The sequence below is a fragment of the Pseudomonas sp. NBRC 111124 genome (assembly GCF_001320245.1).
Taxonomy (GTDB): Bacteria; Pseudomonadota; Gammaproteobacteria; order Pseudomonadales; family Pseudomonadaceae; genus Aquipseudomonas.
Genome location: NZ_BCBA01000015.1, coordinates 1 through 26,494 on the forward strand (window position 1 = coordinate 1; position 26,494 = coordinate 26,494).

Sequence of the window (26,494 nt, forward strand, 5' to 3'; positions counted from 1 at the left end):
GGCTTTAGCCGCGAAGAGGCCGGTACAGGCTACACAATTTCGGCTGGTCATCGGGTATCCTCAGGCCATCGCCAGCCTCCGGAGCCACCATGACCGCCCCTCGTCTGCTCGTTCCCCTGAGCCTCGCCCTGCTCGCCGCCTGCGCCCAGCAGCCGAAGCAAACCGTCGAACTGGACGCCGAAAGCGAATGCCCCAAGCGCCTGCAGGTCGGCCAGAGCCTGACCCTGACCCTGCCCAGCAACCCCACCACCGGTTACCGCTGGCTGGTACAGAACCCGGCATCCAACGTGCTGCAAAGTCTGGGCCCCGAGGTCTACAGCGCTCCCGAGGACGTTGGTATCGTCGGCGGCTCCGGCATTTCGACCTGGCGCTACCAGGCTCGTGCTGCTGGCGGAGGTCATTTAGTCCTGGTCTACCAGCAACCGTGGGCACCGGAAGTGCGCCCTGTGCAGACGTTTGACTGTGCCATCAAGGTGAATTGAGCACCGGGTCAGACCGCCTCGAAACGCCGGCGCAAGGCAAGCAGGTAATCACGTGCTTGCCTCAACGCAGACTCGAGTGCTGACGTAGAGGAAGCATTCAATGCAGACTCATGGACTTGCCATGCATTGATGAACTTGCTTGCTTCCTCCAACCAAGGTGCACGTTTCTCGAGCAACTCCTGCACGCTGTTGAACTGGCCGGTCGTCTGCTGCGCCTGGTCCAGTTGCTGTCGAAGGTGATCCAAGGTTCTTTCCTGTTCGGCCCGAGCGTCGCTCAGCCGCTTTCTGGCCGCAACCACATTGGCAAAACGTCGTCCGCCCTCCAGCAGGTCCAGGTGCTTGTTGAGCTTGCTCAAGGCCGCCTTGATCATCTCCGCACTTATCGTCGGGTCTTTAAACGTCTTCAGCAACGCGTCTACATCGCCTTCTTCAGGGATGGTGTTGCGCAAGGCCTTGCGTACAGAGGACTGATCGAGTGTCTGCAGTAGCGCATCCACCTCTTCCAGTCTTGCCGTCTGGTCGGCGAGCAATTTTTCGACGCCCGCAGCGCTATTGCACAGCTTCACGACATCGGCCTCATGCGCTTGCTTAAATCCTAGAACATCCGGTGAGCGATAGTCGCGCACCTGTCCTATTGCCTCAGTGATATCGCTGACTTCAACATAAAGTTCTTGGCGGGTACGGATCAACGCTTGCTCATCCAGTTGAGGCAGCGCATCGTCTAGGTCGCGGTTTAATTCGACCAAGCTGACCGCTACTTTTTCGCGAAGTGCATCATTGCCGGCCTCGACCAAGGTAACCAGATCCTGCAAGCGCTCACGCACAGCCGCCAGCATGACGGCTGCACCATTGAAGTAGAGTTGATTCATTCGCGTCTCGATGTCCAGCATCGCTTTTACATCGGGCAATTCATCCATTTTCATGTCCATCACAGAAAACCCCTTAGTCGCCCTGCCGGGCCTCATTGAACAGTTTAGAAATTTCTTTGGTAATAAATAAAATATTCTGCCAGGGAGAGAGAATCCTTTGAAAGCCACTGACAAACCGTTTAAGCTCTAACTGGGTCGACACACCCTTCACTTTTTTGAGCGAACTATTTGCATAGGCCTCCAACAACAACCAGACATCTTCAAGATTTTTGGTCGCCGCGCCCACTTCAACCAACCTGAACTGCATATCTTTCAAAGCGCCTTTGAGGCTGGCGAATTGCGTTATGCCTTCGCCCATCAATATATTTTTCTGGTCTGTCAGCGCGGTGTACTTTTCGAGTAACACGTTTTTCTCTGCGCGTATGCGTTCAGCTTGAGCGCCATAGATTCCGCCAGTCACCACGAGCCCGAGCGGCCCAAAAACCAGGCCATAAAATGCGGCACCGACAAGCCCCTTGTACTGATCAAGCATCTGCTGAATGTCAGCATCCAGCGTGACGAGTTCCGCTTCTATCGATCGCAGTTTCTCGGCCGTATCGTGACTGTCTAATTTGCCGTTCAAGCTCCTGGCCATAGGCTCCAGGTTTTTGGTAATAGCGTCACCAAATTGATCAACGAGCTTTTTCACATGCCGAATGGTGTTCAGCTTATCAGTTATGTCATCGGTAATGTGCTGCAGGTAGGTATCCACACCCTCACTGAATGTTTTCTTCTCGCTATCAGAAAGCTTGAGCACCTGAAGAACAGCGGTGTCCTCAGGCATTAAGTCCCATGAGTCCAAGTTCTTGATACTTGCTATGAATCCGACGCCTTCCGTTAACAGGCTCTCAGCAAATACCTGGAGCTCAGCCCCCATGAGTTTACATGAGTCTTCCACGTGATCCCAAGAATCCACGTGCCCACGAAGGTTATTAAAAAATACATTAATATCGTTCGCATCGATACCGAGAACTGGCAGTGCCTGATTTTGTGAAACTTCAGCAGGCATCGGCAGTTGGCGAACACTTCTCTCATAACGCTTGATCGTCCTCAGGTTTTCCCGACTGAAAATAAATGCGGGCTCCTCCCTCCTCAGATCGAAGATCTGACCTGGCACCCGTATGGCCCGCTCTTCTTCAGTGAGCTGATCAAATGACTTGCCCTTTTCAGGTTGTGCATCCCCTTTTTTTAATAGAGGTAGATCTTCCACACTGCCATTCTTCATAAGAAACCCCCGCACTGAATATAAAATGCTAAAAGCAGAAACTGGACCGCTCAAACAAAGTAGCGTTGGCAGGGGATTGCTGAAGTCAGGGTATTGTCGATTACTTGCCGGAAAAATCGCCAATTGTGGACGGATCAATGAGTACCGGAATCCTCTCCTCTCCACACGGCTTGCTGCCACTTCGGTCTGATAAATAGGCAGTCAGAGCCTCTTTTGGCTAGAATGTTGCCCCCCTCATCACCCACGCTTGAGCCTGCTGTGAGCCAATCCCCCGACCGCCTCTTCTCTCAACCCCTGGAACAGGTCCCCGACTTCGTATTCAACGAAGACGTGGTGCGCGTGTTCCCGGACATGATCAAGCGTTCGGTGCCCGGTTACCCGACCATCGTCGAAAACCTCGGCGTGCTGGCCGCGCGCTTTGCCCAGCCGCACACTGCGTTGTACGATCTGGGCGCCTCGCTGGGTGCCGTTACCCAATCGCTGCGCCGCCATGTGCGCAGCGACGGCTGCCGGGTGATCGCGGTGGACAATTCCGCCGCCATGGTCGAACGGTGCCGCCAGTACCTCACCGCCCAGGACTCGATGTTCCAGGAACTGTTGCCGGTCGACGTGCTGGAAGCCGACATCCTCACCCTGCCCTTCGAACCGGCTTCGGTGGTGGCGATGAACTTCACCTTGCAGTTCATTGCCCCTGAGCAACGCTTGGCGCTGCTTGGCCAGATCCGTCAGGCGCTGCTGCCCGGTGGCGCGCTGATCCTTTCGGAGAAACTGCGTTTCGCCGATGACGAGGAGCAGGACCTGCTCAACGAACTGCACCTGGACTTCAAGCGGGCCAATGGCTACAGCGAACTGGAAATCGCCCAGAAGCGCAGCGCCATCGAGAACGTGATGAAGCCCGACACCCTGCAAGCCCATAAGGAACGCCTGCACGCAGCCGGCTTCTCCAAGGTGGTGCCGTGGTTCCAGTGCCTCAACTTCGCCTCGCTGATAGCCCTGCCATGATCGATCTGTCCCCCCTCGTCCGCCGCCTGGCGGGCACCCCCCTGGCTTCCTGGTCCCAAGGCCTGCAAGCTCAACTGGAAGCCAAACTGGAAAAAGGCCACGGCGACCTCGACCGCTGGCGCGGCGCACTCGATGCGCTGCCGGCCCTGCAGCCAAGCGTAATCGACCTGGTCGACGGCCTGCGCCTGGACTGCGAGTGCGATGACGCCACCCGAGCGCAGATGCGCCAGGCGCTGATGGGCCTTTCGCCCTGGCGCAAGGGGCCATTCGACTTGTTCGGCGTGCATGTCGACACCGAATGGCGCTCGGACTGGAAATGGTCGCGGGTCAGCCCGCACCTGGACCTCAAGGGCAAGCGCGTGCTCGATGTCGGCTGCGGCAACGGTTACTACCAGTGGCGCATGCTAGGTGCCGGCGCCGACATGGTCATCGGCGTCGACCCCAACTGGCTGTTCTTCTGCCAGTTCCAGGCCGTGCAGCAGTACCTGCCTGAGCTGCCCGCCTGGCACCTGCCGTTCGCCCTGGAAGAGCTGCCGGCCAACCTCGAAGGCTTCGACACGGTGTTTTCCATGGGCGTGTTCTACCACCGGCGCTCGCCCATCGAGCACCTGCTGGCGCTCAAGGACTGCCTGGTCAAAGGTGGGGAGCTGGTGCTGGAAACCCTGGTGATCGAAGGCGATGAAAACCAGGTGCTGGTGCCCGAAGACCGTTACGCACAGATGCGCAATGTCTGGTTCTTGCCGTCGGTAGCGGCCCTGGAGCGCTGGTTGCGCCGCGCTGGCTTCACTGATGTACGCTGCGTGGACGTGAGCGTCACCAGCGTCGAGGAACAACGCAGCACCGACTGGATGCGCTACCAGTCGCTGGGCGACTTCCTCGACCCGAACGACCACAGCAAAACCCTCGAAGGCCTTCCAGCCCCGCGCCGCGCCACCCTGCTGGCGCGCAAATAAAAAAGGCGTCCATACGGACGCCTGAATCACAGCTGTGCCGGGGAGCAGTGCCGGCACCGCTGCTGTTGCGTCAGTCCTTGGCCACCTCGCGCGCCTTCTCCTGCGCCTTGCGCTCGCGCTCGGCGATGGCCTGTTGCTTGTCGCCGTGCAGGCGCTCCTGGTCCTGGCGGAACGCTTGCCAGAACTGCTGGGAGCGCTCGGCGCCACCCTCGGCATAGACACTGGCGCTGCCCAGGGCGAGGGCCGCCAGCAGCAGGTATTGGGTCAGGTTCATCGTGCTTGCCTCATTGATAACCGATCAGACAGGACAAGCGTACCCAGCGGCAGCTAACGCCAAAGTGAGGCGGGCATTACAGTCTTGCAATGTGGCCTTGGCAGACAGCCAGATAACAGCAGGATTACAAATCGGTTATCTACGCCGACCGCCCATTCGCATGCCGTAACATCCTGCTGCTTGACCCTGAAGCCCCTACAGGCTTGAGAATCCTGCCCTTTCCAGCACACCGAGCCCGCCCATGCGCCTACTGATCATCGAGGACGAACTGCGTACCGCCGACTACCTGCAACAAGGCCTGCGTGAAAACGGTTACGTGGTCGATTGCGCCCACACCGGCACAGATGGCCTGCACCTGGCGCGCCAGCAGCCCTATGACCTGATCATCCTCGACGTCAACCTGCCCGAGCTGGACGGCTGGACCGTGCTGCAGCGCTTGCGCGCCGAATCAGCCACACGGATCATGATGCTCACGGCCCACGGTCGCCTGGCAGACCGGGTCAAAGGCCTCGACCTGGGCGCTGATGACTACTTGCTCAAACCGTTCGAATTCCCCGAATTACTGGCGCGCGTTCGCAGCCTGCTGCGCCGGAACGACCAGCAACTGCAACCGAGCACCCTGCGCGTCGCCGATCTGGAACTGGATCCCGGCCGCCACCGGGCCTACCGCGCCGGCAAGCGCATCGACCTGACCGCCAAGGAGTTCGCCCTGCTGCACCTGCTGATGCGCCAGAGCGGCGAAGTGCTGTCACGCACGCAGATCATCTCGCTGGTGTGGGACATGAATTTCGATTGCGATACCAATGTGGTCGAAGTCTCGATCCGCCGCCTAAGGGCGAAAATCGACGACCCTTTCGACGACAAACTGATCCATACCTTGCGCGGCGTCGGTTATGTCCTTGAGGCCCGCCTGTGAAGCACGCCAGCCTGTCACTGCGCCTGGGCCTGAGCGTAACCCTGATGGGTGCCGCCCTGGTGTTGCTGCTCGCCTGCCTGGCGGTGTTCGCCCTCGACCACGAACTCGACAGCCGCGCCCGCAAGGACCTGGCGCGCAAAATGTTGCAGGTGGAACACAACCTGCGGGTCGACCTGCGCAGCGAAGACCTTGGCACCCGTGCCCATCCGTTGCTCGACCTGGTGATGGGCCACGATAATCTCAGCCTCAGCGTGCTGGCCCTTGAAGGCCGTCACCCGCATTTGCTCAGCCTCGGCCCTGCCGTTGACGCCCGGGTTGGCGAACTGCATACCGATGAACGCCTGAACTACCACGAATGGCGAGACAGCAGCGGCAACCAGATCCTCACCGTCACCCGGCAGATGCGCCTGCGCGACGACACCCCGGTGCGGGTAATGATGTCGCTCAACCGCGCCGACGACCATGCCCTGCTTAAAGCCTACCTGCACTCGACACTACTGGTCCTGCCCCTGTTGTTGCTGCTGATCGGCGCCGGCGCCTGGTGGCTCGTGCAGCGCGGCCTGAAGCCACTGCGCCGCTTCCGTCGCATTGCCGGGCAGGTCTCTGCCCAGGACCTGCAGCACCGCCTGCCCGCTAGCGGGTTGCCACTGGAGCTGACGGAGCTGGCGTGCAGCATCAATGTGATGCTCGACCGCCTGGACCACGGTGTGCGCCAGCTGTCGCAGTTCTCCGACGACCTGGCCCACGAACTGCGTACCCCGCTGAGCAACCTGATGGGCAAGGCACAGGTCACCCTGGCCCGCGAACGGGATAGCGAGCACTATCGGGAGGTGCTGGAAGACAGCATCGACGAGCTGACCCGGCTCAACCGCATCATCAATGACATGCTGTTCCTCGCCCAAGTCAGCCAGCCACAAGCGCAGGTGGCGCTCAAGCCACTGGCGCTGGCGGACGAAGCGGCACAGGTGAGCGAGCTGTTTGCCTTCAGTGCCGAGCTCAAGGATATCGAGCTGCGCTTGCAGGGTTGGGGAACAGCATTGGCGGACCGTTTGATGTTCCAGCGGGCGCTGTCGAACCTGTTGAGCAATGCCATTCGCCATGGGCCTGAAGGACAGCCGGTGAAGCTTGGCATCGAGCGCCAAGGCAGCGAGGCATGGCTGTGGGTGGAGAACCAGGGACCGGGGATTGCCGAAGAACATTGGCCGCAGCTGTTTGAGCGATTTTATCGCGTGGGATCGGGGCGATCGCGGCTGGAGGGCGGGACGGGATTGGGGCTGGCGATCGTGAAGTCGATCATGCAGTTGCATGGCGGGCGGGTCGAGGTGAGCAGCAGGCCTGAAGGGCCAACCCGGTTCACCTTGGTGTTTCAAGCAGAATAAGAGATTGCCAGTACCTGCCTGTTCGCGGGGCAAGCCCGCTCCTACAGAGGTACGCGATCCTTGTAGGAGCGGGCTTGCCCCGCGAAGAGGACGGCACAGGCAGCCGATGAATCAGCGCGAAGCTGCGACGATCAGCGCCTTCATCTCCGCCACAGCGGCCTTGAAGCCAACGAACAAGGCATGCGCCACAAGTGCATGGCCAATGTTCAGCTCGTTGATCCCTTTGATCGCCGCCACCGCCTCGACGTTGTGGTAGTGCAGGCCATGGCCGGCATTGACGATCAGACCCTGGCCCAGGCCAAACGCCACGCCATCGACGATGCGCTGCAGTTCCTCGGCCACTTCGGTCGGTGTTTCAGCATCGGCATAACGCCCAGTGTGCAGCTCGATGGCCGGGGCACCCACGCGGCGTGAAGCCTCGATCTGCCGTTCGTCGGCATCGATGAACAGCGACACTTCAGCACCGGTACGCGACAGGCGCTCGACCGCCGCCTTGATCCGCGCCTCTTGGCCGGCCACGTCCAGGCCACCCTCGGTGGTGAGCTCCTGACGAGTCTCGGGGACCAGGCAGATATGCGCCGGGCGGATTTTTTCGGCAAAGGCCATCATCGCTTCGGTGACGCCCATCTCGAAGTTCATGCGCGTCTGCAACACGTCCTTGAGCACCACCACGTCGCGCTCCTGGATATGCCGACGGTCTTCGCGCAGGTGCACGGTGATACCATCGGCGCCCGCTTCCTCGGCATCCAGCGCAGCCTTGACCGGGTCCGGGTAGCGGGTGCCGCGGGCCTGGCGCAGGGTCGCCACGTGGTCGATGTTGACGCCGAGAAGCATGCGGTTGCTGTGAGTCACGAAAGGCTCTCCTGAAGTTTGAGCCACACAGCATACGACGTGCTCAGCGCTTGCGAAACAGTTCCCGGCTGACCAGCGGTTTCGGCCCCAGGTGCACCGCCAGTGCCTGGCGCATCAGGCGCTTGGCCGCCAGCAAGGCGCCAGGAGCCTCCCAGTCGGCCTGGGCCAGGGCCAGCAACTCGGTCCCGTTGAACAGGCCAGGCTGGGCCAGGTACACCCGCTCCAGGCCGGCATCAACCCGAAGGCGGTACAGGCCGTCGGCTTCGACCGGGTCATCGTTGATGTCGTTGCTGAGCGAGAAGGTGTAGCCCAGGTCGTCCAGCAGCCGCCACTCGAACGAGCGCAGCAATGGCTCCAGCGGCCTTCCTTCGGCCAGCGCCTGCAGGGTCAGCGCGTAATGCTCGAACAGCTCTGGCTGCGGTGCCTCGGCGGGCAGCAGGCGCATCAGCAGTTCGTTAAGGTAGAGGCCGCTGAACAGCGCGTCACCATGCAGCCAGGCGGCAATGCCGACCGTATCCAGGCGCCTGACGTTCTTCAGTTCTCCTTTGCCGAACAGCTCCACTTCCAGCGGTACGAACGGCCGCACAAGGCTGCCACCCTTGCCGCGTGCACGGCGCAGCACTGCACGCACGCGGCCTTGCGGCGTGAGGAAATCCACCAGTGCACTGGTTTCCTTGTAGGCGCGGCTGTGCAGGACGTAGGCCGGCTGCGGGGTGGGTTGGTCCATCCACTCTCTCTGAAGGTCACATGTAACTGTGGGAGCGGGCCTGCCCGCGAAAGCGGCGGTGAATTCACCATCGCATTCGCGGGCAAGCCCGCTCCCACAGGGTACGCCGATTGCTCAGAGCGAGTTAGAGGTCGCCGTAGCCCAGCGAACGCAGGGCGCGTTCGTCGTCGGACCAGCCGCCCTTTACCTTGACCCAGAGGTTGAGCATGACCTTGGAGTCGAACAGCACTTCCATATCCTTGCGCGCTTCAGAGCCAATGCGCTTGATACGCTCGCCCTTGTCGCCAATGATGATCTTCTTCTGACCATCACGCTCGACCAGGATCAGTGCATGAATGTGCAGTACGTGGCCCTGCTGCTTGAACTCTTCGATTTCCACGGTGATCTGGTACGGCAGCTCAGCACCCAGCTGGCGCATGATCTTCTCGCGCACCAGCTCGGCGGCGAGGAAACGGCTGCTGCGGTCGGTGATCTGGTCTTCCGGGAAGAAGTGGTCGTTTTCCGGCAGATGCTTGGCGATCTGGGCTTCCAGCGCTTCCAGGTTGTGACCCTGCTGCGCGGAAATCGGCATCACCTCAGCGTTCGGCAGTTGTTCCTGCAGCCACTGCAGGTGCGGGATCAGCTCGGCCTTCTCTTCCATGCGATCGGTCTTGTTGACCGCGATGATCAACGGGCCGGTCACGTACTGCACACGCTCCAGCACCAGCTGATCCTCGTCGGTCCACTTGGTGCGGTCGACCACGAAGATCACCACGTCGACGTCCTTCAAGGCCGCCGAAGCGTTACGGTTCATGTAACGGTTCAAGGCCTTGTCGTTGGCCTTGTGCATGCCTGGGGTGTCGACGTAGATCGCCTGCACGTCACCCTCGGTCTTGATACCGAGCATGTTGTGACGGGTGGTCTGCGGCTTGCGCGAGGTGATCGCCAGTTTCTGGCCGAGGATGTGGTTGAGCAAGGTCGACTTGCCCACGTTCGGGCGGCCGACGATGGCCACGTAACCGCAGCGGGTCGGATTGTTATCAGTCATTACCATTCTCCACGCCCAGGGCGATCAATGCAGCAGCGGCGGCGACCTGCTCGGCGATACGCCGGCTGACCCCCTGGCCGCGGCTCTTGTTGTTCAGCAGCACCACTTCGCATTCGACGAAGAAGGTGCGGCAGTGCGGTTCGCCCTGGATGTCGACCACCTCGTAGCGCGGCAGCTCGCAGCTGCGCGATTGCAGGAATTCCTGCAGGCGGGTTTTCGGGTCCTTGTTGGTGTCGACCAGGGTCAGGCCTTCGAACTCGTCGGTCAGCCAGGCAAGGACACGCTCGCGCGCGGTCTGCATGTCCGCGTCCAGGTAGATTGCTCCGATCAGTGCCTCCAGGGCGTCGGCCAGGATCGACTCGCGGCGGAAACCACCGCTCTTGAGCTCACCCGAACCCAGGCGCAGGTAATCGCCAAGGTCGAAACCACGAGCCAGGCGGGCCAGGGTCTCGCCCTTGACCAGGCGGGCGCGCAGGCGCGACAGCTGGCCTTCGCGGGCCTGCGGGAAGCGCTCGAACAGCGCTTCGCCGGCGACGAAGTTGAGAATGGCGTCACCGAGGAACTCCAGGCGCTCGTTGTTGCGCCCGGCGTAACTGCGGTGGGTCAAGGCCAGCAGCATCTGCTCCTGGTCCTTGAAGGTGTAGCCGAGCTTGCGCTCGAGACGGGCAAGGGAAGCAGTCATGCAGCCACCCGTTGGTTGTTCAACGCGTTGTTCAAATCAACATCCTGAAAGACTGTTTGGCTGTGGTCCGTCGCGGCGAGCAACGAATCTCTCGTTCCTTGAGAACACAGCCTATGTCAGAAATGCATTCGGCGCTGTCTGCAGGACAGCGCCGAAGGGTATCAATGGATCAGGCCGACCCGCGACAGGTTGGGCAAGTGGCTGAGCTTGGGCTCTGGCCAGCTCATCCATACCGCGAACGCCTTGCCGACGATGTTCCGGTCCGGAACCATGCCGTGCAGTGCTTGAGGGATTTTCGGGTCATCCCAGTAGCGGCTGTCGTTGGAGTTGTCGCGGTTGTCGCCCATCATGAAGTAATGGCCGGCCGGCACGGTCCATTGCTGGTCCGGCGGCATGCGATAGCGGGTCATTTCTTTGCGGATCAGGTGCTCGGCTTCGCCGAGTTTTTCCTTGTACAGCTCGGCGCTGCCCAAGGTACCTGGCTCCGCGCCGATCAGTTGCTCGGCAATCGGCTGGCCGTTGACGAACAGCCGCTTGTCGTTGGTGTAGCTGATCTTGTCGCCGGGCAAGCCGACCACACGCTTGATGTAGTTGACGTTCGGGTCGCTCGGGTAGCGGAACACCATCACATCGCCGCGTTGCGGGTCACCGACCTCGATGACCTTCTTGTCGATCACCGGCAGGCGAATGCCGTAGGAGAACTTGTTCACCAAGATGAAATCGCCCACTTCCAGGGTCGGCTTCATCGACCCCGAAGGGATCTGGAACGGCTCGACCAGGAACGAGCGCAGTACCAGCACGATGAACAGCACCGGGAAGAACGACTTGCCGTACTCGACCAGCAGCGGCTCTTTGTTCAGCCGCTCGACCACCGCCATTTCTGGCTGGGTGACGCTGCCCTGGTAATTGGCGATCGCTGCCCGCCGGCGCGGAGCCAGGAACAGCAGATCGATCAAGCCCAGCAGACCGCAGACGAAGACGGCGATGACTAGCAACAGCGGGAAATTTAGCGACATAGGACCTAGCTATCCAACCTGAGCACGGCGAGGAAGGCTTCCTGTGGAATCTCCACGTTACCCACCTGCTTCATGCGTTTCTTACCGGCCTTCTGCTTCTCCAGCAGTTTCTTCTTACGGCTGACGTCACCACCGTAGCACTTGGCCAGTACGTTCTTTCTGAGCGCCTTGACGGTTGTCCGCGCGATGATCTGGCCGCCAATGGCTGCCTGGATCGCCACATCGAACATCTGCCGAGGGATCAGCTCCTTCATCTTCTCGGTCAACGCACGGCCTTTGTAGGCCGCGTTGTCGCGGTGAACGATCAATGCCAGGGCATCGACCTTGTCGCCGTTGATCAGCACGTCCAGCTTGACCAGATTGGCCGACTGGTAGCGATCGAAATGATAGTCCAGCGAAGCATAGCCGCGGCTGGTCGACTTCAGACGGTCGAAGAAGTCCAGTACCACTTCGTTCATCGGCATGTCGTAGCGCACCTGCACCTGGCTGCCGAGGAACTGCATGTCACGCTGGACGCCACGTTTCTCGATACACAGGGTGATGACGTTGCCCAGGTGCTCCTGTGGCACCAGGATGGTCGCGGTGACGATCGGCTCGCGGAAGTCGAGCACCGAGGACACGTCTGGCAGCTTGGACGGGTTGTCGACAATGATGGTTTCGCCGGTTTTCAGTTCCAGCTCGTAGATCACGCTTGGCGCGGTGGTGATCAGGTCCAGGTCGTATTCGCGCTCCAGGCGCTCCTGGATGATTTCCATGTGCAGCATGCCAAGGAAGCCGCAACGGAAGCCGAAGCCCAGGGCGTCGGAGCTTTCCGGCATGTATTGCAGCGACGAATCGTTCAGGGTCAGCTTCTGCAGAGCATCACGGAAGTCTTCGAAGTCGTCGGAGCTGACCGGGAACAGGCCGGCATAGACCTGTGGCTGAATCTTCTTGAAGCCCGCCAGCACTTCGACTTCCGGCGTCGAGGACAGCGTCAGGGTGTCACCGACCGGGGCCCCGTGAATGTCCTTGATGCTGGCAATGATGAAGCCTACTTCACCGGCCTTCAGGTCGGCGGTCTGGGTATGCTTCGGGGTGAACACACCGACGCTGTCGACCAGGTGCACTTTGCCGGTGGACTTGACCAGGATCTTGTCGCCTTTCTTGACGCGACCGTGGCGCACACGCACCAGCGAGACCACGCCCAGGTAGTTGTCGAACCAGGAGTCGATGATCAGCGCCTGCAGTGGCGCTTCGATATCGCCTTCCGGCGCGGGGATGGTCTGCACCAGGCGCTCGAGCACCTCGTCCACGCCCATGCCGCTCTTGGCGCTGCAGGCCACGGCGTCGGTGGCGTCGATGCCGATGATCTTCTCGATCTCGTCCTTGACGCGGTCCGGGTCGGCCTGGGGCAGGTCCATCTTGTTGAGGACCGGCATGACTTCCAGGCCCTGCTCGATGGCGGTGTAGCAGTTGGCGACAGACTGGGCTTCGACACCCTGGCCGGCATCCACCACCAGCAGCGCACCTTCACAGGCCGCCAGCGAACGCGAGACTTCGTAGGTGAAGTCGACGTGGCCGGGGGTGTCGATGAAGTTCAGCTGGTAGACCTTGCCGTCCTGCGCCTTGTAGTTGAGCGTGACGCTGTGGGCCTTGATGGTGATACCGCGTTCGCGCTCCAGGTCCATGGAGTCCAGTACCTGGGCTTCCATTTCGCGCGCCGAAAGGCCACCGCACATCTGGATGAAACGGTCGGCCAGCGTCGACTTGCCATGGTCGATGTGGGCGATGATGGAGAAATTGCGGATATGACTCAAATCACTCACGGGTCAACACTCGGAAAAGAAGGCTGCGAGCCGGACGCCCGCCGAAAAATAGCCGGGAATTGTACCTTAAGCTGCTGGGTTATGGGAGATTCCTCTATCGGACTGTACACAGCATTCGCGCCTGCAATTGTGAACTTTCATGAAAAAGGGCAGCCGAAGCTGCCCTTTTCTACCCCTGAGCCCGCTTATTCAGCGAGTTTGAAGGTGATGAAGCTGGCACGTCCCTGACGCAGCACGCGCATCGACACCGAACGGTTTTTCGGCAGGTCCTTGGCGATTTCGGTGAACTGCTTGGCCGAAGCGACCGCCTGGTTGTTCAGGTGGCTGATCACGTCGCCCGGGCGCAGCCCGATCATCGCGGCAGGGCCGTCCTGAACTTCCTTGATGACCACGCCGCCCTTGAGCTCCAGCGATTTCTTCTGCTCTGCGCTCAAGTCCGACACGGACACGCCCAGGCGATTGCTGTTGCGCTCGGCGCTCCCTTCAGGGCCGCTGCCGGTACCGATGTCGGCATCGTCATCCGGCATCGGTCCGACGGCGACGTCGAGGGTCTGGCGCTTGCCGTTGCGGATGATCTCGAGCTTGGCTTTCTCGCCATCCTTCAGGCTACCGACCAGGTGCGGCAGGTCGGCCGACATGACGATCGGCTGGCCGTTCATGCTCAGGATCACGTCACCCACCTGCAGGCCGCCCTTGGCTGCCGGGCCGTTTTCCAGCACTTGCGCCACCAGGGCACCGGCCGGTTTGTCGAGGCCGAACGACTCAGCCAGGTCTTTGTTGACCTCCTGAATCACCACGCCCAGCCAGCCGCGGCTGACTTTGCCGTCTTTCTTCAGCTGGTTGGACACATCGATGGCCACATCGATCGGGATGGCGAAGGACAGGCCCATGAAGCCACCGGAACGGGTGAAGATCTGCGAGTTGATACCAACAACTTCGCCTTTCATGTTGAACAGCGGGCCACCGGAGTTACCCGGGTTGATGGCCACGTCGGTCTGGATGAACGGCACATAGGTATCGTTGGGGAGGGTTCGGCCCTTGGCACTGACGATACCTTTGGTCACCGAGTGGTCAAAGCCGAACGGCGAACCGATGGCCAGCACCCACTCACCGACCTTGAGCTTCTCGGAATCGCCCAGCTTGACGGTCGGCAGGTTCTTGCCCTCGACCTTGAGCAGCGCCACGTCGGTGCGTGGGTCGGTACCAATCAGCTTGGCCTGCAACTCGCTGCGGTCCGACAGGCGGACGATGATTTCGTCGGCATCGGCAACCACGTGGTTGTTGGTCAGTACATAGCCATCGCTGGAAATGATGAAGCCCGAACCCAATGACATGGCCTCGCGCTGGCGGTCACCACGCGGCGAACGCGGCTGCTGCGGCATGTTGCGCTCGAAAAACTCGCGGAACATTGGCGGCAGGCCTTCGAGGTCCGGCATCTGCCCGGAGGCAACGCGGTCCGGCAATTTTTGCTTGGTGCTGATGTTGACCACGGCCGGCGAGGCTTGCTCGACCAAGGTGGTGAAGTCCGGCAGGGCTTCATCGGCCTGGGCGCTGAGCACCTGGCCGAGCATCAGCACGGCGGCGAACATCGTTAGGTAGGATTTCAAGCGTGGTATTGACATACGGCTCCCGTCACAACGAGCGGTAGTTGGAAATAGCCCTGCACAAAGCAGGAAAGGCCAGACTTCCTAGAAGCCTGACCTATAGAAAATTTGCCGAAGGATTGCAAATGACAATGCTTTAATTTCATTTCAGCCGCATGTCCGTTTGCCAGTGCAATGCCCTTGAACCGGGCCTTGAAAGCGCGCCATCACTGGCGCGCCTGGGCATCCTGAGGGCGCATCGACAGCGCGATACGTTCCGCCGTGCCCAGCGGGATCTCGCCCACCACAGTGACCTGAACCTTGCCCTTGGGCGTGTTGAGACGCCGGGAAACAGCCGAGGTAGGGCCAAGCTGGGTACGCACATCAGCACCGGCATCGTCTTTCACCGGCTCGAGGAACACCGAAAACCGGGCCAGACCATCGTCATACATCAGGCTGCTGATCGAGCTGTTGCGTGCAGGGTCACGGCGTACGGTACTGTTGATCAGTTCAAAACCTGGCGGCAGCCAGTCTGAACGCCATCCGGCCACTGCCTCGCCGGTCTTGCTAGCCACATGCTCGACTGGCTTGCAATCGGCGCTGGCTTGCAACTCCTTGTCGCTGGGCAGGTCGTCGGTATCCAGGCGGGTCATCTGAAAGCGTTCGAGCAGCTGCCCCTTGTCATTGAGCATCAATGAACGCAGTGGCAGGCCAGTACGGCGATCCAGGTGAAGTTCGAATGCATAGCGATGTTGATCGCGAGGCGTCAGCGTGACAATAACGGCATCACGGTCAGCGACCCGTGACTTGCCTGCCACGCTCAAGTCATACCAACTCATCAGTTTGAGGGGATCGAGCGAACGCTGGGCAGAATCAGGCGGGCTGCCTACCCCACTCGCCAAGGCACCACTGACGCACTGCACCTTGCCATCCACGCGCACGATTTCCTGGGCGGCGCCATCGAGCTGCAGAAGCCGCTCGCTGACCTTGCCGTCCTGGACGCGATGCCAGATATCGTGGGAAGAAAAGCTGCCGTTACGTTCGTAGACGAAGGAGCCTTGATAACTCTGTTTCTGCTCGGCCTGTGCCAGCTTGTTCAGCCATTCGCTCGCCTCGGGCGAGGAGTTGGCTGCCAACGCTGGCACCGTCATGCAGCTGCCTATCAGCAGCGACAGGAGAGGTAGCGCGCGCATGATCCTCCTTACTTAACGGTTTTCCAGGCTGGCGGCGCGGGCATACGGCAGGGCGGTTTCAGTGCCCTTGAGCGCGGATTCCTGCGCGTGCTGGCGCAGATAGCCTGGCAGACGCTGATCCCAGCCGGCCTGGTTCTGCAGCACGCCGTTGGCCATCGGCCCGGTCGGTTGCTCACTGCTTTCACTATAGCCTGCCAAAACCGCAGGGCCCTGAGTTTGTGGCATGCTCAGACCTTGCTGTACAGGCTGCTGGGCAGCCAGCTCGGCGCCGGTGATTTCATCCTGGTTGTACATGCGCACACCCGCCAGCACTGCTACGGTGACCGAGGCAGCAACGGCCAGGCGGCCAATGCTGCGCCACGGGCCCTGCTTGACCTTGGCCGGAACGGCTTCGTCAGCCAGCGCGGCAGAAACCGCCGAGGCGATATCCAGCTTGGGCAGCAACAATTCCTTGTGCATCGCTGCGCGGGCTACCTGGTAACGCGACCAGGTGGCACGGGTTTCGGCATCGTCAGTGGCGTTCAACACCCGACGCAATTCCAGTTCGTCCGCTTCGTTATCCATAACCGCGGACAGCGATTCCTGCAAAGCTTCACGACTCATGGCGGTTCCTCTCTTGGCTGTCGCCGCTGTCTCAGGTTTCCTGCAACAACGGCTGCAGGGCTTTGTCTATGGCCTCCCGAGCGCGGAAGATTCGAGAGCGCACGGTACCCACCGGACATTGCATGACACTGGCAATGTCTTCGTAACTCAACCCGTCGAATTCGCGTAAGGTCAATGCCGTACGCAAATCTTCAGGCAGTTGCTGGATGGTGCGATGGACAGTGCCTTCGATTTCATCCCGCAACAACGAGCGCTCTGGGGACTCGAGATCCTTGAGGCCATGATCGCCGTCGTAAAACTCCGCATCCTCGGAGCTCACATCGCTGTCTGGTGGCCGTCTTCCACGGGACACCAGGTAGTTCTTCGCCGTGTTGATGGCGATGCGGTACAGCCAGGTATAAAACGCACTGTCACCGCGGAAATTGCCAAGCGCACGGTAGGCCTTGATAAAGGCTTCCTGCGCCACATCCTGGGCCTCGTGGGTGTCGTGAACGAACCGCACGATCAACCCTAGAATCTTGTGCTGATACTTCAGCACCAACAGATCGAACGCTCGCCTGTCTCCGCGCTGCACGCGCTCGACAAGCTGCTGATCCTCTTCCTGGGTTAGCATGAACACTCCTCAGTGAACTCGAAGGAGCGTTGCTGCAGCCTTTGTTCAGGCTTGCAACCATAGACTCGGGCTTTGCGCAAAAGTTCTCCCCTCCAAGCAAGTTTCCTGCGGCCCTTGGTCGGCTCGCACGAAAGACGCGGCGCGGTCACGGCCCGCTGCGTCGATAATCAGGTTTCGAATACGCAGGTGTCAGCCCGAATAGAGCTGCCGCCCCGCGTCGCCGCGGCAAATGGTGGCGTGCGGACAGCCTTCATAGGATTTACGGCCGTGTCGGAAAGTTCCCACGAAGATTGACGCAACGTCTTAACTGGCATGGAAATTGGCTACCGCAGGCTGCTATAAAGGCAGCCCGGCCAGCATTCACGATAGTTTCACATTGCCATCTGCACGTGACTATTGTGCCGCGCCCTTTCCAAAGATTACTAGTGTCCCGACATGAGCCAACAATTCCAACATGATGTCCTGGTGATCGGCAGCGGCGCAGCCGGTCTCAGCCTGGCACTTAACCTACCCGGCCATTTGCGCATTGCCGTGCTGAGCAAGGGTGATCTGGCCAACGGTTCGACCTTCTGGGCCCAAGGCGGGGTTGCTGCTGTACTGGACAATACCGACACCGTTCAGTCGCATGTCGAGGACACCCTCAATGCCGGTGGCGGCCTGTGCCATGAAGAGGCTGTGCGCTTCACCGTCGAGCATAGCCGCGAAGCCATCGAATGGCTGATCGAGCAAGGCGTACCTTTTACCCGCGACGAGCACTACAGCGTCGATGATGGCGGTTTCGAATTCCACCTGACCCGCGAGGGCGGCCATAGCCACCGGCGCATCATCCATGCCGCTGACGCCACCGGCGCGGCAATTTTCACCACCTTGCTGGAGCAAGCCCGCAAGCGCCCGAATATCGAGCTGCTGGAGCAGCGTGTGGCAGTAGACCTGATCACCGAGCGCCGCCTGGGCCTCGCAGGTGACCGCTGCCTGGGCGCCTACGTACTGAACCGCAACAGCGGAGAAATCGACACCTTCGGCGCACGCTTCACCGTGCTGGCCACGGGCGGCGCAGCCAAGGTCTACCTCTATACCAGCAACCCGGACGGTGCCTGCGGCGATGGCATCGCCATGGCCTGGCGTGCCGGCTGCCGGGTAGCGAACCTGGAATTCAACCAGTTCCATCCGACCTGCCTGTATCACCCCCAGGCCAAGAGCTTCCTGATCACCGAAGCCTTGCGTGGCGAAGGGGCGTTGCTGCGCCTGCCCAACGGCGAGCGCTTCATGCCGCGCTTCGACCCGCGAGAAGAGCTGGCCCCACGCGACATCGTGGCCCGCGCCATCGACCACGAAATGAAGCGCTTGGGCGTCGATTGTGTCTACCTGGACATCACCCACAAGCCGGCCGACTTCATCAAGAGCCACTTCCCGACCGTCTACGAGCGCTGCCTGGCGTTTGGCATCGACATCACTCGCCAGCCAATCCCGGTGGTTCCAGCGGCCCACTACACCTGTGGCGGGGTGATGGTCGATGATCGCGGGCACACCGATGTGCCCGGCCTGTACGCGATCGGTGAGACCAGCTTCACCGGCCTGCATGGCGCCAACCGCATGGCCAGCAACTCGCTGCTGGAGTGTTTTGTCTATGGCCGCGCCGCAGCGGCGGACATCGAGGCGCATCTGGAGCAGATCGCCATGCCCAGAGCCCTGCCCTGCTGGGACGCCAGTCAGGTGACCGACTCGGATGAAGACGTCATCATCGCGCACAACTGGGACGAGCTGCGGCGTTTCATGTGGGACTACGTGGGCATCGTGCGCACCAGCAAACGCCTGCAACGCGCCGAGCATCGCGTGCGCCTGCTGCTCGACGAGATCGACGAGTTCTACAGCAATTACAAGGTCAGCCGCGACCTGATCGAGCTGCGCAACCTGGCCCAGGTGGCGGAGCTGATGATCCGCTCGGCGATGCAGCGCAAGGAAAGCCGCGGGCTGCATTACACCCTGGATTACCCAGGGATGCTGCCCGAGGCCAAGGACACCATCCTCAGCCCGATTTGATACAGGGGTCGAAACGGCGCCGGCTGAACTTCAGCCTCACCCGCAAACGCCGGTGCTGATCAGTATTCAAGGCATCTCGGGGTACGCACTGGCTTTCGCCAAGCCAGTGCCCTGCCCTGACGAACCGCAACACCACCAGCCCCGGCACCGCCACACTGTCCCGGCACAAGCGCACCGGCTGCCAGCCCTTTGCCCGGCTGAACACGCGCCAACCCTGCGCGTCGCGGCGCAGGCCGATTACGGCACGGGGATGAGTCAGCAGGATACGACGGGGAATGGCCCAGCTAGCGTGGGCAATACAACAGGCAAAAACAGAAAGGCCGAGCCACCAGGGCAGCGCGCTCAGCCACAGGACCAGTAGCGCCAGCGCCTGGCAACCCAGGTAGGCCACCAGCATCAGGCGCGAGCCCTGCCAGCGGCACTCGAAACACTCACTTGGGCTGGACACGGTCCAGAATGATGCGGACCATGCGCTGCAGCTCCGGGTCTTCAGACTCGGTACGCTCCATGAACCAGCCGAACATGTCCTGATCTTCACAGCTCAACAGGCGGACATAAAGTTCGCGGTCGGCTTCGCTCAGGGTCGGATAGACCTCCTGGGTGAATGGCACCAGCAGTACGTCCAGTTCCAGCATGCCGCGGCGGCTGTGCCAGAAAAGCCGGTTGAGTTCAGTTTGTTCGACCATGGGGCCCTCCTCGAATGGTCGCGCAGTATACCGCGCAGCGAACGAAGCGGCACAGGGCGTTGGTCTAGTCACCTACCTATTTTGTTACTGGCGTTCTATGATGGCCGCCAGTCTTTAGCCACCGCGATGTCCCATGGCCGATTCCGCTTTCTTCAGCCCCCTGTCCCACGAGGGCATCCTCGCCGTCCGCGGCTCCGACGCCGGCAAGTTCCTGCAGGGCCAGCTGACCTGCAACATCAACTATCTTAGCCTCGAGCACGCCAGCCTCGGTGCCCGCTGCATGGTCAAGGGACGCATGCAGTCGAGCTTCCGCATCCTGCCCGAAGGCAATGGCTACCTGCTGGCCATGGCCAGCGAGTTGCTGGAGCTGCAACTGGCCGACCTGAAGAAGTACGCCGTCTTCTCCAAGGCCACGCTCACCGACGAGAGTGCAGCCTGGGCACGCTTCGGCCTGCACGGTGGCGCCGCCGCGCTGCAGGCACTGGGTTTGGACGTACCGGCAGCAGCAGGTAGCACCGTGCGCCACGCGGGGCTGATCGCCATTGCCGCCAGCGCTGACCGCGTTGAACTCTGGGTACCTGCAGATCAGGCCGCCAGCGTTCGCCAGCAGCTGGAAGCCACGCTGCCCGAAGGCAGCCTCAACGAGTGGTTGCTGGGCCAGGTGCGCGCCGGGATCGGCCAGGTCATGGGCCCGACCCGCGAGCTGTTCATCCCGCAGATGATCAACCTGCAGGCAGTCGATGGCGTGAGCTTCAAGAAAGGCTGCTACACCGGCCAGGAAATCGTCGCGCGCATGCAGTACCTGGGCAAGCTCAAGCGCCGTCAGTACCGGCTGGCGCTCGACCTGCAGGATATTCCAGCCCCAGGCACGGAAATCTTCTCGCCAACTCACAGCTCATCGGTAGGTGAAGTGGTGATAGCCGCTGGTACCGGCCAGGGCTGCGAGCTGCTCGCAGTACTGAGCGCCGAGTCGGTGGAAGACGACAACCTGCACCTGGGCAGCCTGGAAGGCCCGCGCCTGCAGGTACTGACCTTGCCGTACGAGCTGGACCGCGACCGGGAAATCCAGCGCTGAACAGTGCACTACCCTTGCCGTTGAGACGTTCATGAACAAGCTGGCCGAGATGGTTCAAGCGCAGTTGCTCGCTGCCATCGACAACGATGACCTGGTTCTGCCGACCCTGCCCGAAGTTGCCCTGAGCATTCGCGAGGCGGCCGAAGACAGCGAAATCAGCGTTGCCGCCCTGAGCAAGGTGATCGGCCGTGACGCCGCCCTCTCGGCGCGCCTGATCAAGGTGGTCAACAGCCCGCTGTTGCGCGCGGCGGTCGAAGTCACCGACCTGCACACGGCCATCACGCGCCTGGGTATCAACTACAGCTGCAACCTCGCCATCGGCCTGGTAATCGAGCAGATCTTCCATGCCCGCTCGTCGGCGGTCGAACAGAAGCTGCGTGATATCTGGTCGAACAGTCTTGAAGTTGCGGGCATCAGCTATGAGATATGCCGCCGCTTTACACAACTGAAACCCGACCAGGCTACCCTTGGTGGGCTGGTCAACCAGATCGGTGCACTGCCGGTGCTGATCTATGCCGAAGAACACAACGAGCTGCTTTCCGACCCGGTCTGCCTGCACTATGTGATCGAGCAGATCCAACCGGTGCTGGGTGACAAGATTCTCTCTTCGTGGGAGTTTCCCGAGCAGCTGGTCAAGCTGCCGAGCCAGATACAGGACCTGGACCGGCGCACCGACAAGGTCGACTACATCGACGTGGTGCAGATCGCCAAGTGCCTGAGCCAGCGCGCGCGCAGCCGGCCGTTGGCGGCGTTGCCGGCTTATCGGCACCTCGGGTTGCCGTATGGCACCGAGCTGGAAGTTGCCGAGTTGCTGGAAGCGCGGAGCATGCTGCGCTGACGTGTGCTGATTGCCGGCCTCTTCGCCGGCAGAAGATCAGTCAGCGATGAAACTCACCCGCACTTTCAACCCGCCCTTCTCGCCATCATGCAGGCTGATCTGCGCCAGGTGCGCCCTGCAAATTTCACCGACGATGGCCAACCCCAGTCCACTGCCCTGCACACCGCGCCGGTAAAAGCGCTCGAACACCCGCTCGCGCTCATCTTCGGGAATCCCGGGGCCGTCGTCCTCGACCTCCAGCACCGCCGGCGCCAGCACCCGTAGAATCACATTGCCGCCCGTTGGGGTATGCGCCAGCGCATTGTCCACCAGGTTGCTGAGCAGCTCGTTGAGCAATGTCGGTTCACCCTTCAGCCACACCGGCGCCTCAGCCTCCAGCGCCAGGGCTACGCCCCGGTTGTACGCCAGTGGCGCCATGGCCATGCCCAGCTCACGGGCCAGCTGACTCAGATCCAGGCGCTGGGCACCGCCTTCGGCAATCGCTCGGGCTCCGTTCTCGACCCGCGCCAACGAAAGCAGCTGATTGGCCAGATGGGTCAGCCGATCGGTGCCTTGTGCTGCCGACTCCAGGGTCTGCCGCCATTCTTCGGGTTGCTGCGAACGCAACCCCAGCTCGACACGCGCCTTCAGCGCCGCCAGCGGCGTGCGCAGTTCGTGGGCAGCCTCGGCAATGAACTGCGCCTGGCGTTCGAATTGCCCGCGCAATCGCTCGGTGAAGTGGTTCAAAGCACGCACCAGCGGGCTCAGCTCGCGCTGCACCTGCACCACCGGCAGCGCCCGCAAGTCATCCGGCTGACGCTCCTCGACCGCTGTGCGCAGGCGCTCCAGCGGGCGCAGCGCCGCGCTCACCGCAAACCACACCATGACCAGTGCACCTAGCGCCAACATACCCAGGCGCAACAGCGTATCGGCCATCAGTCCACGGGCCATGCGCACCCGTGCCTCTTCGGTTTCGGCCACGCGAATTTCCGCCATGCCGTTCATGTTCGGCTCGCTCACTGCCTTCAGCAGGCTGACCACGCGTACATCCTGGCCGAGGTAAGTGGCGTCGTAGAAACGCGCCAGCGCCGGGTAGTCATCGGTGCGCGGCGTCCCGGGTGGCGGTGGCGGCAGGTGTTCGTAGCCGGAAATCAGCTTCTGGTTGATGTCCAGCACCTGGTAGTAGATACGCCCGGCGCTGTCGTAGGCGAAGGTGTCCAGCGCCACGTAGGGCACATCGGCGCTGAGGCTGCCATCGCGCTGTGACAGCCCGGCGGCGATGGTCCGCGCCGACGCCAGCAACGTGCGGTCGTAGGCGATGTCGGCGGCTTCGCGGCCGTTCCAGTAAGCACTCAGGCCGCTGGCCAGCATCAGCACCACCAGCAGCAGCGCCAGGTTGCCCAGCAGCCGCCCGCGCAGGCTGCCATTGTCACGCATCGCGGTGCTCGAGCAGGTAGCCCAGGCCGCGGAAGGTGACGATGGCGACCGGGTAGCCGTCGAGCTTCTTGCGCAGGCGGTGGATGTAGATTTCGATGGCGTCGGGGCTGGCCTCTTCATCCAGGCCGAATACCTGGGCGGCCAGTTGTTCCTTGCTCATCACCCGGCCTGGCCGGGCGATCAGCGCCTCGAGCACGCTCTGCTCACGCGAGGTCAGGGTCAGGTTGTCTTCGCCCAGGCTGAAGCGTCGGGTGTCCAGGTCGTAGACCAGCGGCCCGCAGCGCTGCTGGCGTTCGCCACCGAGCACGCTGCGCCGGAGCAAGGCCTTTACCCGTGCTTCCAGTTCGGTCAGCTCGAAGGGTTTGGCCAGGTAATCGTCAGCCCCCAGGTTCAGGCCGTGGACACGGTCCTTCACATCGCTGCGCGCTGTCAGCATCAGCACCGGCAGGGTCTTGCCGCGGCCACGCAGGCGCGCCAGCACCTCGAAACCGTCCATGCGCGGCAGGCCCACATCAAGCACGGCAACGGCGTACTCTTCGCTGGTCAGGGCCAGGTCGGCAGCCACGCCATCGTGCAGTACATCCACGGTCAGCCCGTGGCTTTTCAGGGCCTGGGCCACGCTTTCGGCCAGTTGCAGATGGTCTTCGACCAGCAGCACACGCATCGGATTCTCCCTGCTCGGGTGGGGCGGTGGCGCGGAGTGTACCGCCGTCGTCAGGCCTGTGAAGCCCCTTGTGGCAAACCTTTTACGCTGAAAGGTTAGCGAAAGGTTCATTGCCTAGCATCGCACCACGGTCGCTCCACGCGCCGAAAAAAGCACCAGCAAGGTGCAACGAACAAGAATAAAAAACGGAGTCATCCCGATGCTGTCATCGCTGCCTAAGGCGTTCGCGCCTAGCCGTTCTCTGTCCGCACGCCCTTCTGCCATCGCCAGTGCCGTTGCACTTGCCGGTGTCGCCCCGCTGAGCCAGGCCGCCTTCTTCGAAGACAGCACGGCCACCTTCGAAACCCGCAACATGTACTTCAACCGCGACTTCCGCGACGGCACCAGCGCGCAGCAATCCAAGCGCGACGAATGGGCCCAGGGCTTCATGCTCAACTTCGAGTCGGGTTATACCGAGGGCCCCGTGGGCTTTGGCCTGGATGCGCTGGGCATGATGGGCATCAAGCTCGATTCCAGCCCCGACCGCACCGACACCGGCCTGCTGCCGACCCACGATGACGGCAAGGCTGCCGACGAATATTCCAAGCTCGGCCTGACCGGCAAGGTGAAAGTGTCGAAGACCGAACTGAAGATCGGCACCCTGATCCCTGAACTGCCGACCCTGCAGCCCAACGACGGCCGCATCCTGCCGCAAACCTTCGAGGGCGGCCTGCTGACCTCCCAGGAGATCAAGGGCCTGACCTTCACCGGTGGGCGCCTGGACAAGGCCAAGGACCGCAACGACACCAACTGGGAAGACCTGGCCCTCAACAACAAGAACGGCCGCTTCGGTGGCACCTTCAGCGCCGACAACCTCGACCTGGCGGGCCTCGACTACAGGTTCACCGATCGCATCACCGGCAGCTACCACTTCGCCCAGCTCGACGACATCTACCGCCAGCACTTCATCGGCATGCTCGCCACCCAGCCGTGGGGCCCGGGCACCTTCGGCGCCGACGTGCGCCTGGCGATCAGCGACGATGCCGGCGCAGCCAAGGCCGGACGCATCGACAACACCACGTTCAACACGATGCTCAGCTACAGCCTGGGCGGGCACAAGGTCAGCGCCGCCTGGCAGCAGCTGTCCGGCGACAGCGCCTTCCCTTACATCGATGGCGCCGACCCGTACCTGGTGAACTTCGTCCAGATCAACGACTTCGCAGGCGCCGACGAGCGTTCGTGGCAAGCGCGCTACGACTACAACTTCGCCGCCCTCGGCGTTCCCGGCCTGACCTTCATGACCCGCTACATCAACGGCGACAACGTCAGCCGCGCCGCCGGTGGCGAGGGCAAGGAGTGGGAACGCAACACCGAACTGAAGTACGTGGTACAAAGCGGCCCGTTGAAGAACGTCGCCGTGCGCCTGCGCAACGCCACCTTCCGCTCCAACTTCGCCCGCGATGCCGACGAAGTGCGGTTGCTGGTGAGCTACAGCGTCGCGCTGTGGTAACCCTGCGGTAACCCATAACAACAATGCTCACGGAGACATTCGATGACCTTTTCACTGCGCCGCCTCGTCCTCGCCACCGGCTGCCTGCTGCTGGCCGGTAACGCCCTCGCTGCCGAACCGAAACGCCCTGAATGCATCGCCCCCGCCTCGCCAGGCGGCGGCTTCGACCTGACCTGCAAACTGGTGCAGAGCGCCCTGGTGCAGGAGAAGATCCTCAGCAAGCCGATGCGCGTGACCTACATGCCCGGCGGTGTCGGCGCAGTGGCGTACAACGCCGTGGTCGCCCAGCGCCCGGCCGATGCCGGGACCTTGGTGGCCTGGTCCAGCGGTTCGCTGCTGAACCTGGCCCAGGGCAAGTTCGGCCGCTTCGACGAGAACGCGGTGAAATGGCTGGCAGCGGTCGGCACCAGCTACGGCGCTATCGCGGTGAAAAGTGATTCGCCCTACAAGACCCTCGACGACCTGGTCGCCGCACTGAAAAAAGACCCGAGCAAGGTAGTGATCGGCTCCGGCGGCACCGTCGGCAGCCAGGACTGGATGCAGACCGCACTGATCGCCAAGGCTGCTGGCATCAACCCGCGCGACCTGCGCTACGTGGCCCTGGAAGGCGGCGGCGAGATCGCCACCGCGCTGCTGGGCGGGCACATCCAGGTGGGTTCCACAGACATCTCCGACTCCATGCCGCACATTCAGAGCGGCAACATGCGCATCCTCGCAGTGTTCTCGGAGAACCGTCTGGACGAGCCAGAAATGAAGGACATCCCCACCGCCAAGGAACAGGGATACGACATCGTCTGGCCAGTGGTGCGCGGCTTCTACCTCGGGCCGAAGGTGAGCGACGAAGATTACGCCTGGTGGAAAGAATCGTTCGACAAGATGCTGGCCTCGGAAGACTTCGCCAAGCTGCGTGACCAGCGCGAGCTGTTCCCGTTCGCCATGACCGGCGCGGAGCTGGACGGCTATGTGAAGAAGCAGGTGACTGAGTACAAGGCACTGGCCAAGGAATTCGGCCTGATCCAGTAAGCCCCCTACGACCTTTCACCGCT

At 61.7% G+C, this 26,494-nt stretch carries 27 protein-coding genes; 10 read left to right on the top strand and 17 right to left on the bottom strand.

Annotated features, from left to right (window positions below; genetic code table 11):
- Nucleotides 1-89: 89 nt before the first annotated feature.
- On the top strand, nucleotides 90-482 hold the full coding sequence (locus APH28_RS08005) for a protease inhibitor I42 family protein (RefSeq protein ID WP_060508416.1): 393 nt from the start codon (nucleotides 90-92) through the stop codon (nucleotides 480-482).
- Nucleotides 483-490: 8 nt separating this feature from the next.
- Here APH28_RS08005 and APH28_RS08010 read toward each other — a convergent pair whose 3' ends face one another.
- Nucleotides 491-1,411 (bottom strand): alpha-xenorhabdolysin family binary toxin subunit B, encoded by a 921-nt coding sequence (locus APH28_RS08010; RefSeq protein WP_177334242.1) that lies wholly within the window; start codon nucleotides 1,409-1,411, stop codon nucleotides 491-493.
- Nucleotides 1,412-1,424: 13 nt separating this feature from the next.
- On the bottom strand, nucleotides 1,425-2,615 hold the full coding sequence (locus APH28_RS08015) for an alpha-xenorhabdolysin family binary toxin subunit A (protein ID WP_156340873.1): 1,191 nt from the start codon (nucleotides 2,613-2,615) through the stop codon (nucleotides 1,425-1,427).
- A 222-nt stretch (nucleotides 2,616-2,837) separates the two neighbouring features.
- Here APH28_RS08015 and cmoA point away from each other — a divergent pair, with 222 nt between their 5' ends.
- Both cmoA and cmoB read left to right on the top strand, forming a co-directional pair.
- Nucleotides 2,838-3,617 carry a carboxy-S-adenosyl-L-methionine synthase CmoA gene (cmoA, locus tag APH28_RS08020; RefSeq protein WP_371263071.1) on the top strand — a complete coding sequence of 260 codons (780 nt, stop codon included), beginning with the start codon at nucleotides 2,838-2,840 and terminating at the stop codon, nucleotides 3,615-3,617.
- A complete protein-coding gene (gene cmoB / locus APH28_RS08025) occupies nucleotides 3,614-4,570 on the top strand; it encodes a tRNA 5-methoxyuridine(34)/uridine 5-oxyacetic acid(34) synthase CmoB (RefSeq protein WP_060508420.1) in 957 nt (318 codons plus the stop codon). The genes cmoA and cmoB overlap by 4 nt, the downstream gene beginning before the upstream one ends.
- A 70-nt stretch (nucleotides 4,571-4,640) precedes the next feature.
- Here cmoB and APH28_RS08030 read toward each other — a convergent pair whose 3' ends face one another.
- Nucleotides 4,641-4,844 (bottom strand): hypothetical protein, encoded by a 204-nt coding sequence (locus APH28_RS08030; RefSeq protein WP_060508421.1) that lies wholly within the window; start codon nucleotides 4,842-4,844, stop codon nucleotides 4,641-4,643.
- A gap of 241 nt (nucleotides 4,845-5,085) precedes the next feature.
- On the opposite strand from APH28_RS08030, the gene APH28_RS08035 reads away from it, so the two are divergent.
- Together APH28_RS08035 and APH28_RS08040 are read left to right on the top strand one after the other, a co-directional pair.
- Nucleotides 5,086-5,760 (top strand): heavy metal response regulator transcription factor, encoded by a 675-nt coding sequence (locus APH28_RS08035; RefSeq protein ID WP_060508422.1) that lies wholly within the window; start codon nucleotides 5,086-5,088, stop codon nucleotides 5,758-5,760.
- Nucleotides 5,757-7,139 carry a heavy metal sensor histidine kinase gene (locus tag APH28_RS08040; RefSeq protein WP_060508423.1) on the top strand — a complete coding sequence of 461 codons (1,383 nt, stop codon included), beginning with the start codon at nucleotides 5,757-5,759 and terminating at the stop codon, nucleotides 7,137-7,139. Before APH28_RS08035 ends, APH28_RS08040 begins: the two co-directional genes overlap by 4 nt.
- Before the next feature lie 111 nt (nucleotides 7,140-7,250).
- On the opposite strand, the gene pdxJ is transcribed toward APH28_RS08040, so the two are convergent.
- From pdxJ to rpoE, 10 genes are all read right to left on the bottom strand, one after another.
- Complete coding sequence (pdxJ, locus tag APH28_RS08045; RefSeq protein ID WP_371263072.1) at nucleotides 7,251-7,973, bottom strand: pyridoxine 5'-phosphate synthase; 723 nt, start codon at nucleotides 7,971-7,973, stop codon at nucleotides 7,251-7,253.
- Between the two features lie 61 nt (nucleotides 7,974-8,034).
- On the bottom strand, nucleotides 8,035-8,718 hold the full coding sequence (recO, locus tag APH28_RS08050; protein ID WP_060508425.1) for a DNA repair protein RecO: 684 nt from the start codon (nucleotides 8,716-8,718) through the stop codon (nucleotides 8,035-8,037).
- A 124-nt stretch (nucleotides 8,719-8,842) separates the two neighbouring features.
- Nucleotides 8,843-9,745, bottom strand: coding sequence for a GTPase Era (gene era / locus APH28_RS08055; protein ID WP_016498176.1), 903 nt, complete (start codon nucleotides 9,743-9,745; stop codon nucleotides 8,843-8,845).
- The gene (gene rnc / locus APH28_RS08060; RefSeq protein WP_060508426.1) at nucleotides 9,738-10,427 is read right to left on the bottom strand and encodes a ribonuclease III; all 690 of its coding nucleotides are present in this window, start codon (nucleotides 10,425-10,427) and stop codon (nucleotides 9,738-9,740) included. Before rnc ends, era begins: the two co-directional genes overlap by 8 nt.
- Before the next feature lie 161 nt (nucleotides 10,428-10,588).
- Nucleotides 10,589-11,443: a signal peptidase I gene (gene lepB / locus APH28_RS08065; protein WP_060508427.1), complete on the bottom strand. Its 855-nt coding sequence runs from the start codon at nucleotides 11,441-11,443 to the stop codon at nucleotides 10,589-10,591.
- Nucleotides 11,444-11,448: 5 nt separating this feature from the next.
- Nucleotides 11,449-13,248: a translation elongation factor 4 gene (lepA, locus tag APH28_RS08070; protein WP_060508428.1), complete on the bottom strand. Its 1,800-nt coding sequence runs from the start codon at nucleotides 13,246-13,248 to the stop codon at nucleotides 11,449-11,451.
- Nucleotides 13,249-13,433: 185 nt separating this feature from the next.
- Nucleotides 13,434-14,870: a DegQ family serine endoprotease gene (locus APH28_RS08075; protein WP_060508429.1), complete on the bottom strand. Its 1,437-nt coding sequence runs from the start codon at nucleotides 14,868-14,870 to the stop codon at nucleotides 13,434-13,436.
- A 188-nt stretch (nucleotides 14,871-15,058) separates the two neighbouring features.
- Complete coding sequence (locus tag APH28_RS08080; protein ID WP_060508430.1) at nucleotides 15,059-16,024, bottom strand: MucB/RseB C-terminal domain-containing protein; 966 nt, start codon at nucleotides 16,022-16,024, stop codon at nucleotides 15,059-15,061.
- 12 nt (nucleotides 16,025-16,036) lie between these two features.
- Nucleotides 16,037-16,627, bottom strand: coding sequence for a sigma-E factor negative regulatory protein (locus APH28_RS08085; RefSeq protein WP_060508431.1), 591 nt, complete (start codon nucleotides 16,625-16,627; stop codon nucleotides 16,037-16,039).
- A gap of 31 nt (nucleotides 16,628-16,658) precedes the next feature.
- The gene (gene rpoE / locus APH28_RS08090) at nucleotides 16,659-17,240 is read right to left on the bottom strand and encodes an RNA polymerase sigma factor RpoE (RefSeq protein WP_003252049.1); all 582 of its coding nucleotides are present in this window, start codon (nucleotides 17,238-17,240) and stop codon (nucleotides 16,659-16,661) included.
- A gap of 435 nt (nucleotides 17,241-17,675) precedes the next feature.
- Between rpoE and nadB the strand changes: the two genes are divergently transcribed.
- Entirely contained in the window at nucleotides 17,676-19,280 is a 1,605-nt protein-coding gene (gene nadB / locus APH28_RS08095) for an L-aspartate oxidase (protein WP_060508432.1), read from the top strand.
- Here nadB and APH28_RS08100 read toward each other — a convergent pair.
- The gene (locus APH28_RS08100; protein WP_060508433.1) at nucleotides 19,267-19,728 is read right to left on the bottom strand and encodes a protein YgfX; all 462 of its coding nucleotides are present in this window, start codon (nucleotides 19,726-19,728) and stop codon (nucleotides 19,267-19,269) included. The two genes, nadB and APH28_RS08100, sit on opposite strands and share 14 nt — an antisense overlap.
- Nucleotides 19,712-19,966, bottom strand: a complete 255-nt coding sequence (locus tag APH28_RS08105; RefSeq protein ID WP_008094993.1) for a succinate dehydrogenase assembly factor 2 — start codon at nucleotides 19,964-19,966, stop codon at nucleotides 19,712-19,714. The genes APH28_RS08100 and APH28_RS08105 overlap by 17 nt, the downstream gene beginning before the upstream one ends.
- 133 nt (nucleotides 19,967-20,099) lie before the next feature.
- On the opposite strand from APH28_RS08105, the gene APH28_RS08110 reads away from it, so the two are divergent.
- Nucleotides 20,100-21,041, top strand: coding sequence for a folate-binding protein YgfZ (locus APH28_RS08110; RefSeq protein WP_060508434.1), 942 nt, complete (start codon nucleotides 20,100-20,102; stop codon nucleotides 21,039-21,041).
- 31 nt (nucleotides 21,042-21,072) lie between these two features.
- Nucleotides 21,073-21,879 carry an HDOD domain-containing protein gene (locus tag APH28_RS08115; protein ID WP_060508435.1) on the top strand — a complete coding sequence of 269 codons (807 nt, stop codon included), beginning with the start codon at nucleotides 21,073-21,075 and terminating at the stop codon, nucleotides 21,877-21,879.
- 36 nt (nucleotides 21,880-21,915) lie between these two features.
- On the opposite strand, the gene APH28_RS08120 is transcribed toward APH28_RS08115, so the two are convergent.
- Entirely contained in the window at nucleotides 21,916-23,295 is a 1,380-nt protein-coding gene (locus APH28_RS08120; protein ID WP_060508436.1) for a sensor histidine kinase, read from the bottom strand.
- Entirely contained in the window at nucleotides 23,288-23,959 is a 672-nt protein-coding gene (locus APH28_RS08125) for a response regulator (protein WP_060508437.1), read from the bottom strand. Before APH28_RS08125 ends, APH28_RS08120 begins: the two co-directional genes overlap by 8 nt.
- A gap of 199 nt (nucleotides 23,960-24,158) precedes the next feature.
- Between APH28_RS08125 and APH28_RS08130 the strand changes: the two genes are divergently transcribed.
- Nucleotides 24,159-25,448, top strand: coding sequence for an OprD family porin (locus tag APH28_RS08130; RefSeq protein ID WP_060508438.1), 1,290 nt, complete (start codon nucleotides 24,159-24,161; stop codon nucleotides 25,446-25,448).
- 42 nt (nucleotides 25,449-25,490) lie between these two features.
- A complete protein-coding gene (locus APH28_RS08135) occupies nucleotides 25,491-26,471 on the top strand; it encodes a tripartite tricarboxylate transporter substrate binding protein (RefSeq protein ID WP_060508439.1) in 981 nt (326 codons plus the stop codon).
- Nucleotides 26,472-26,494: the final 23 nt, after the last annotated feature.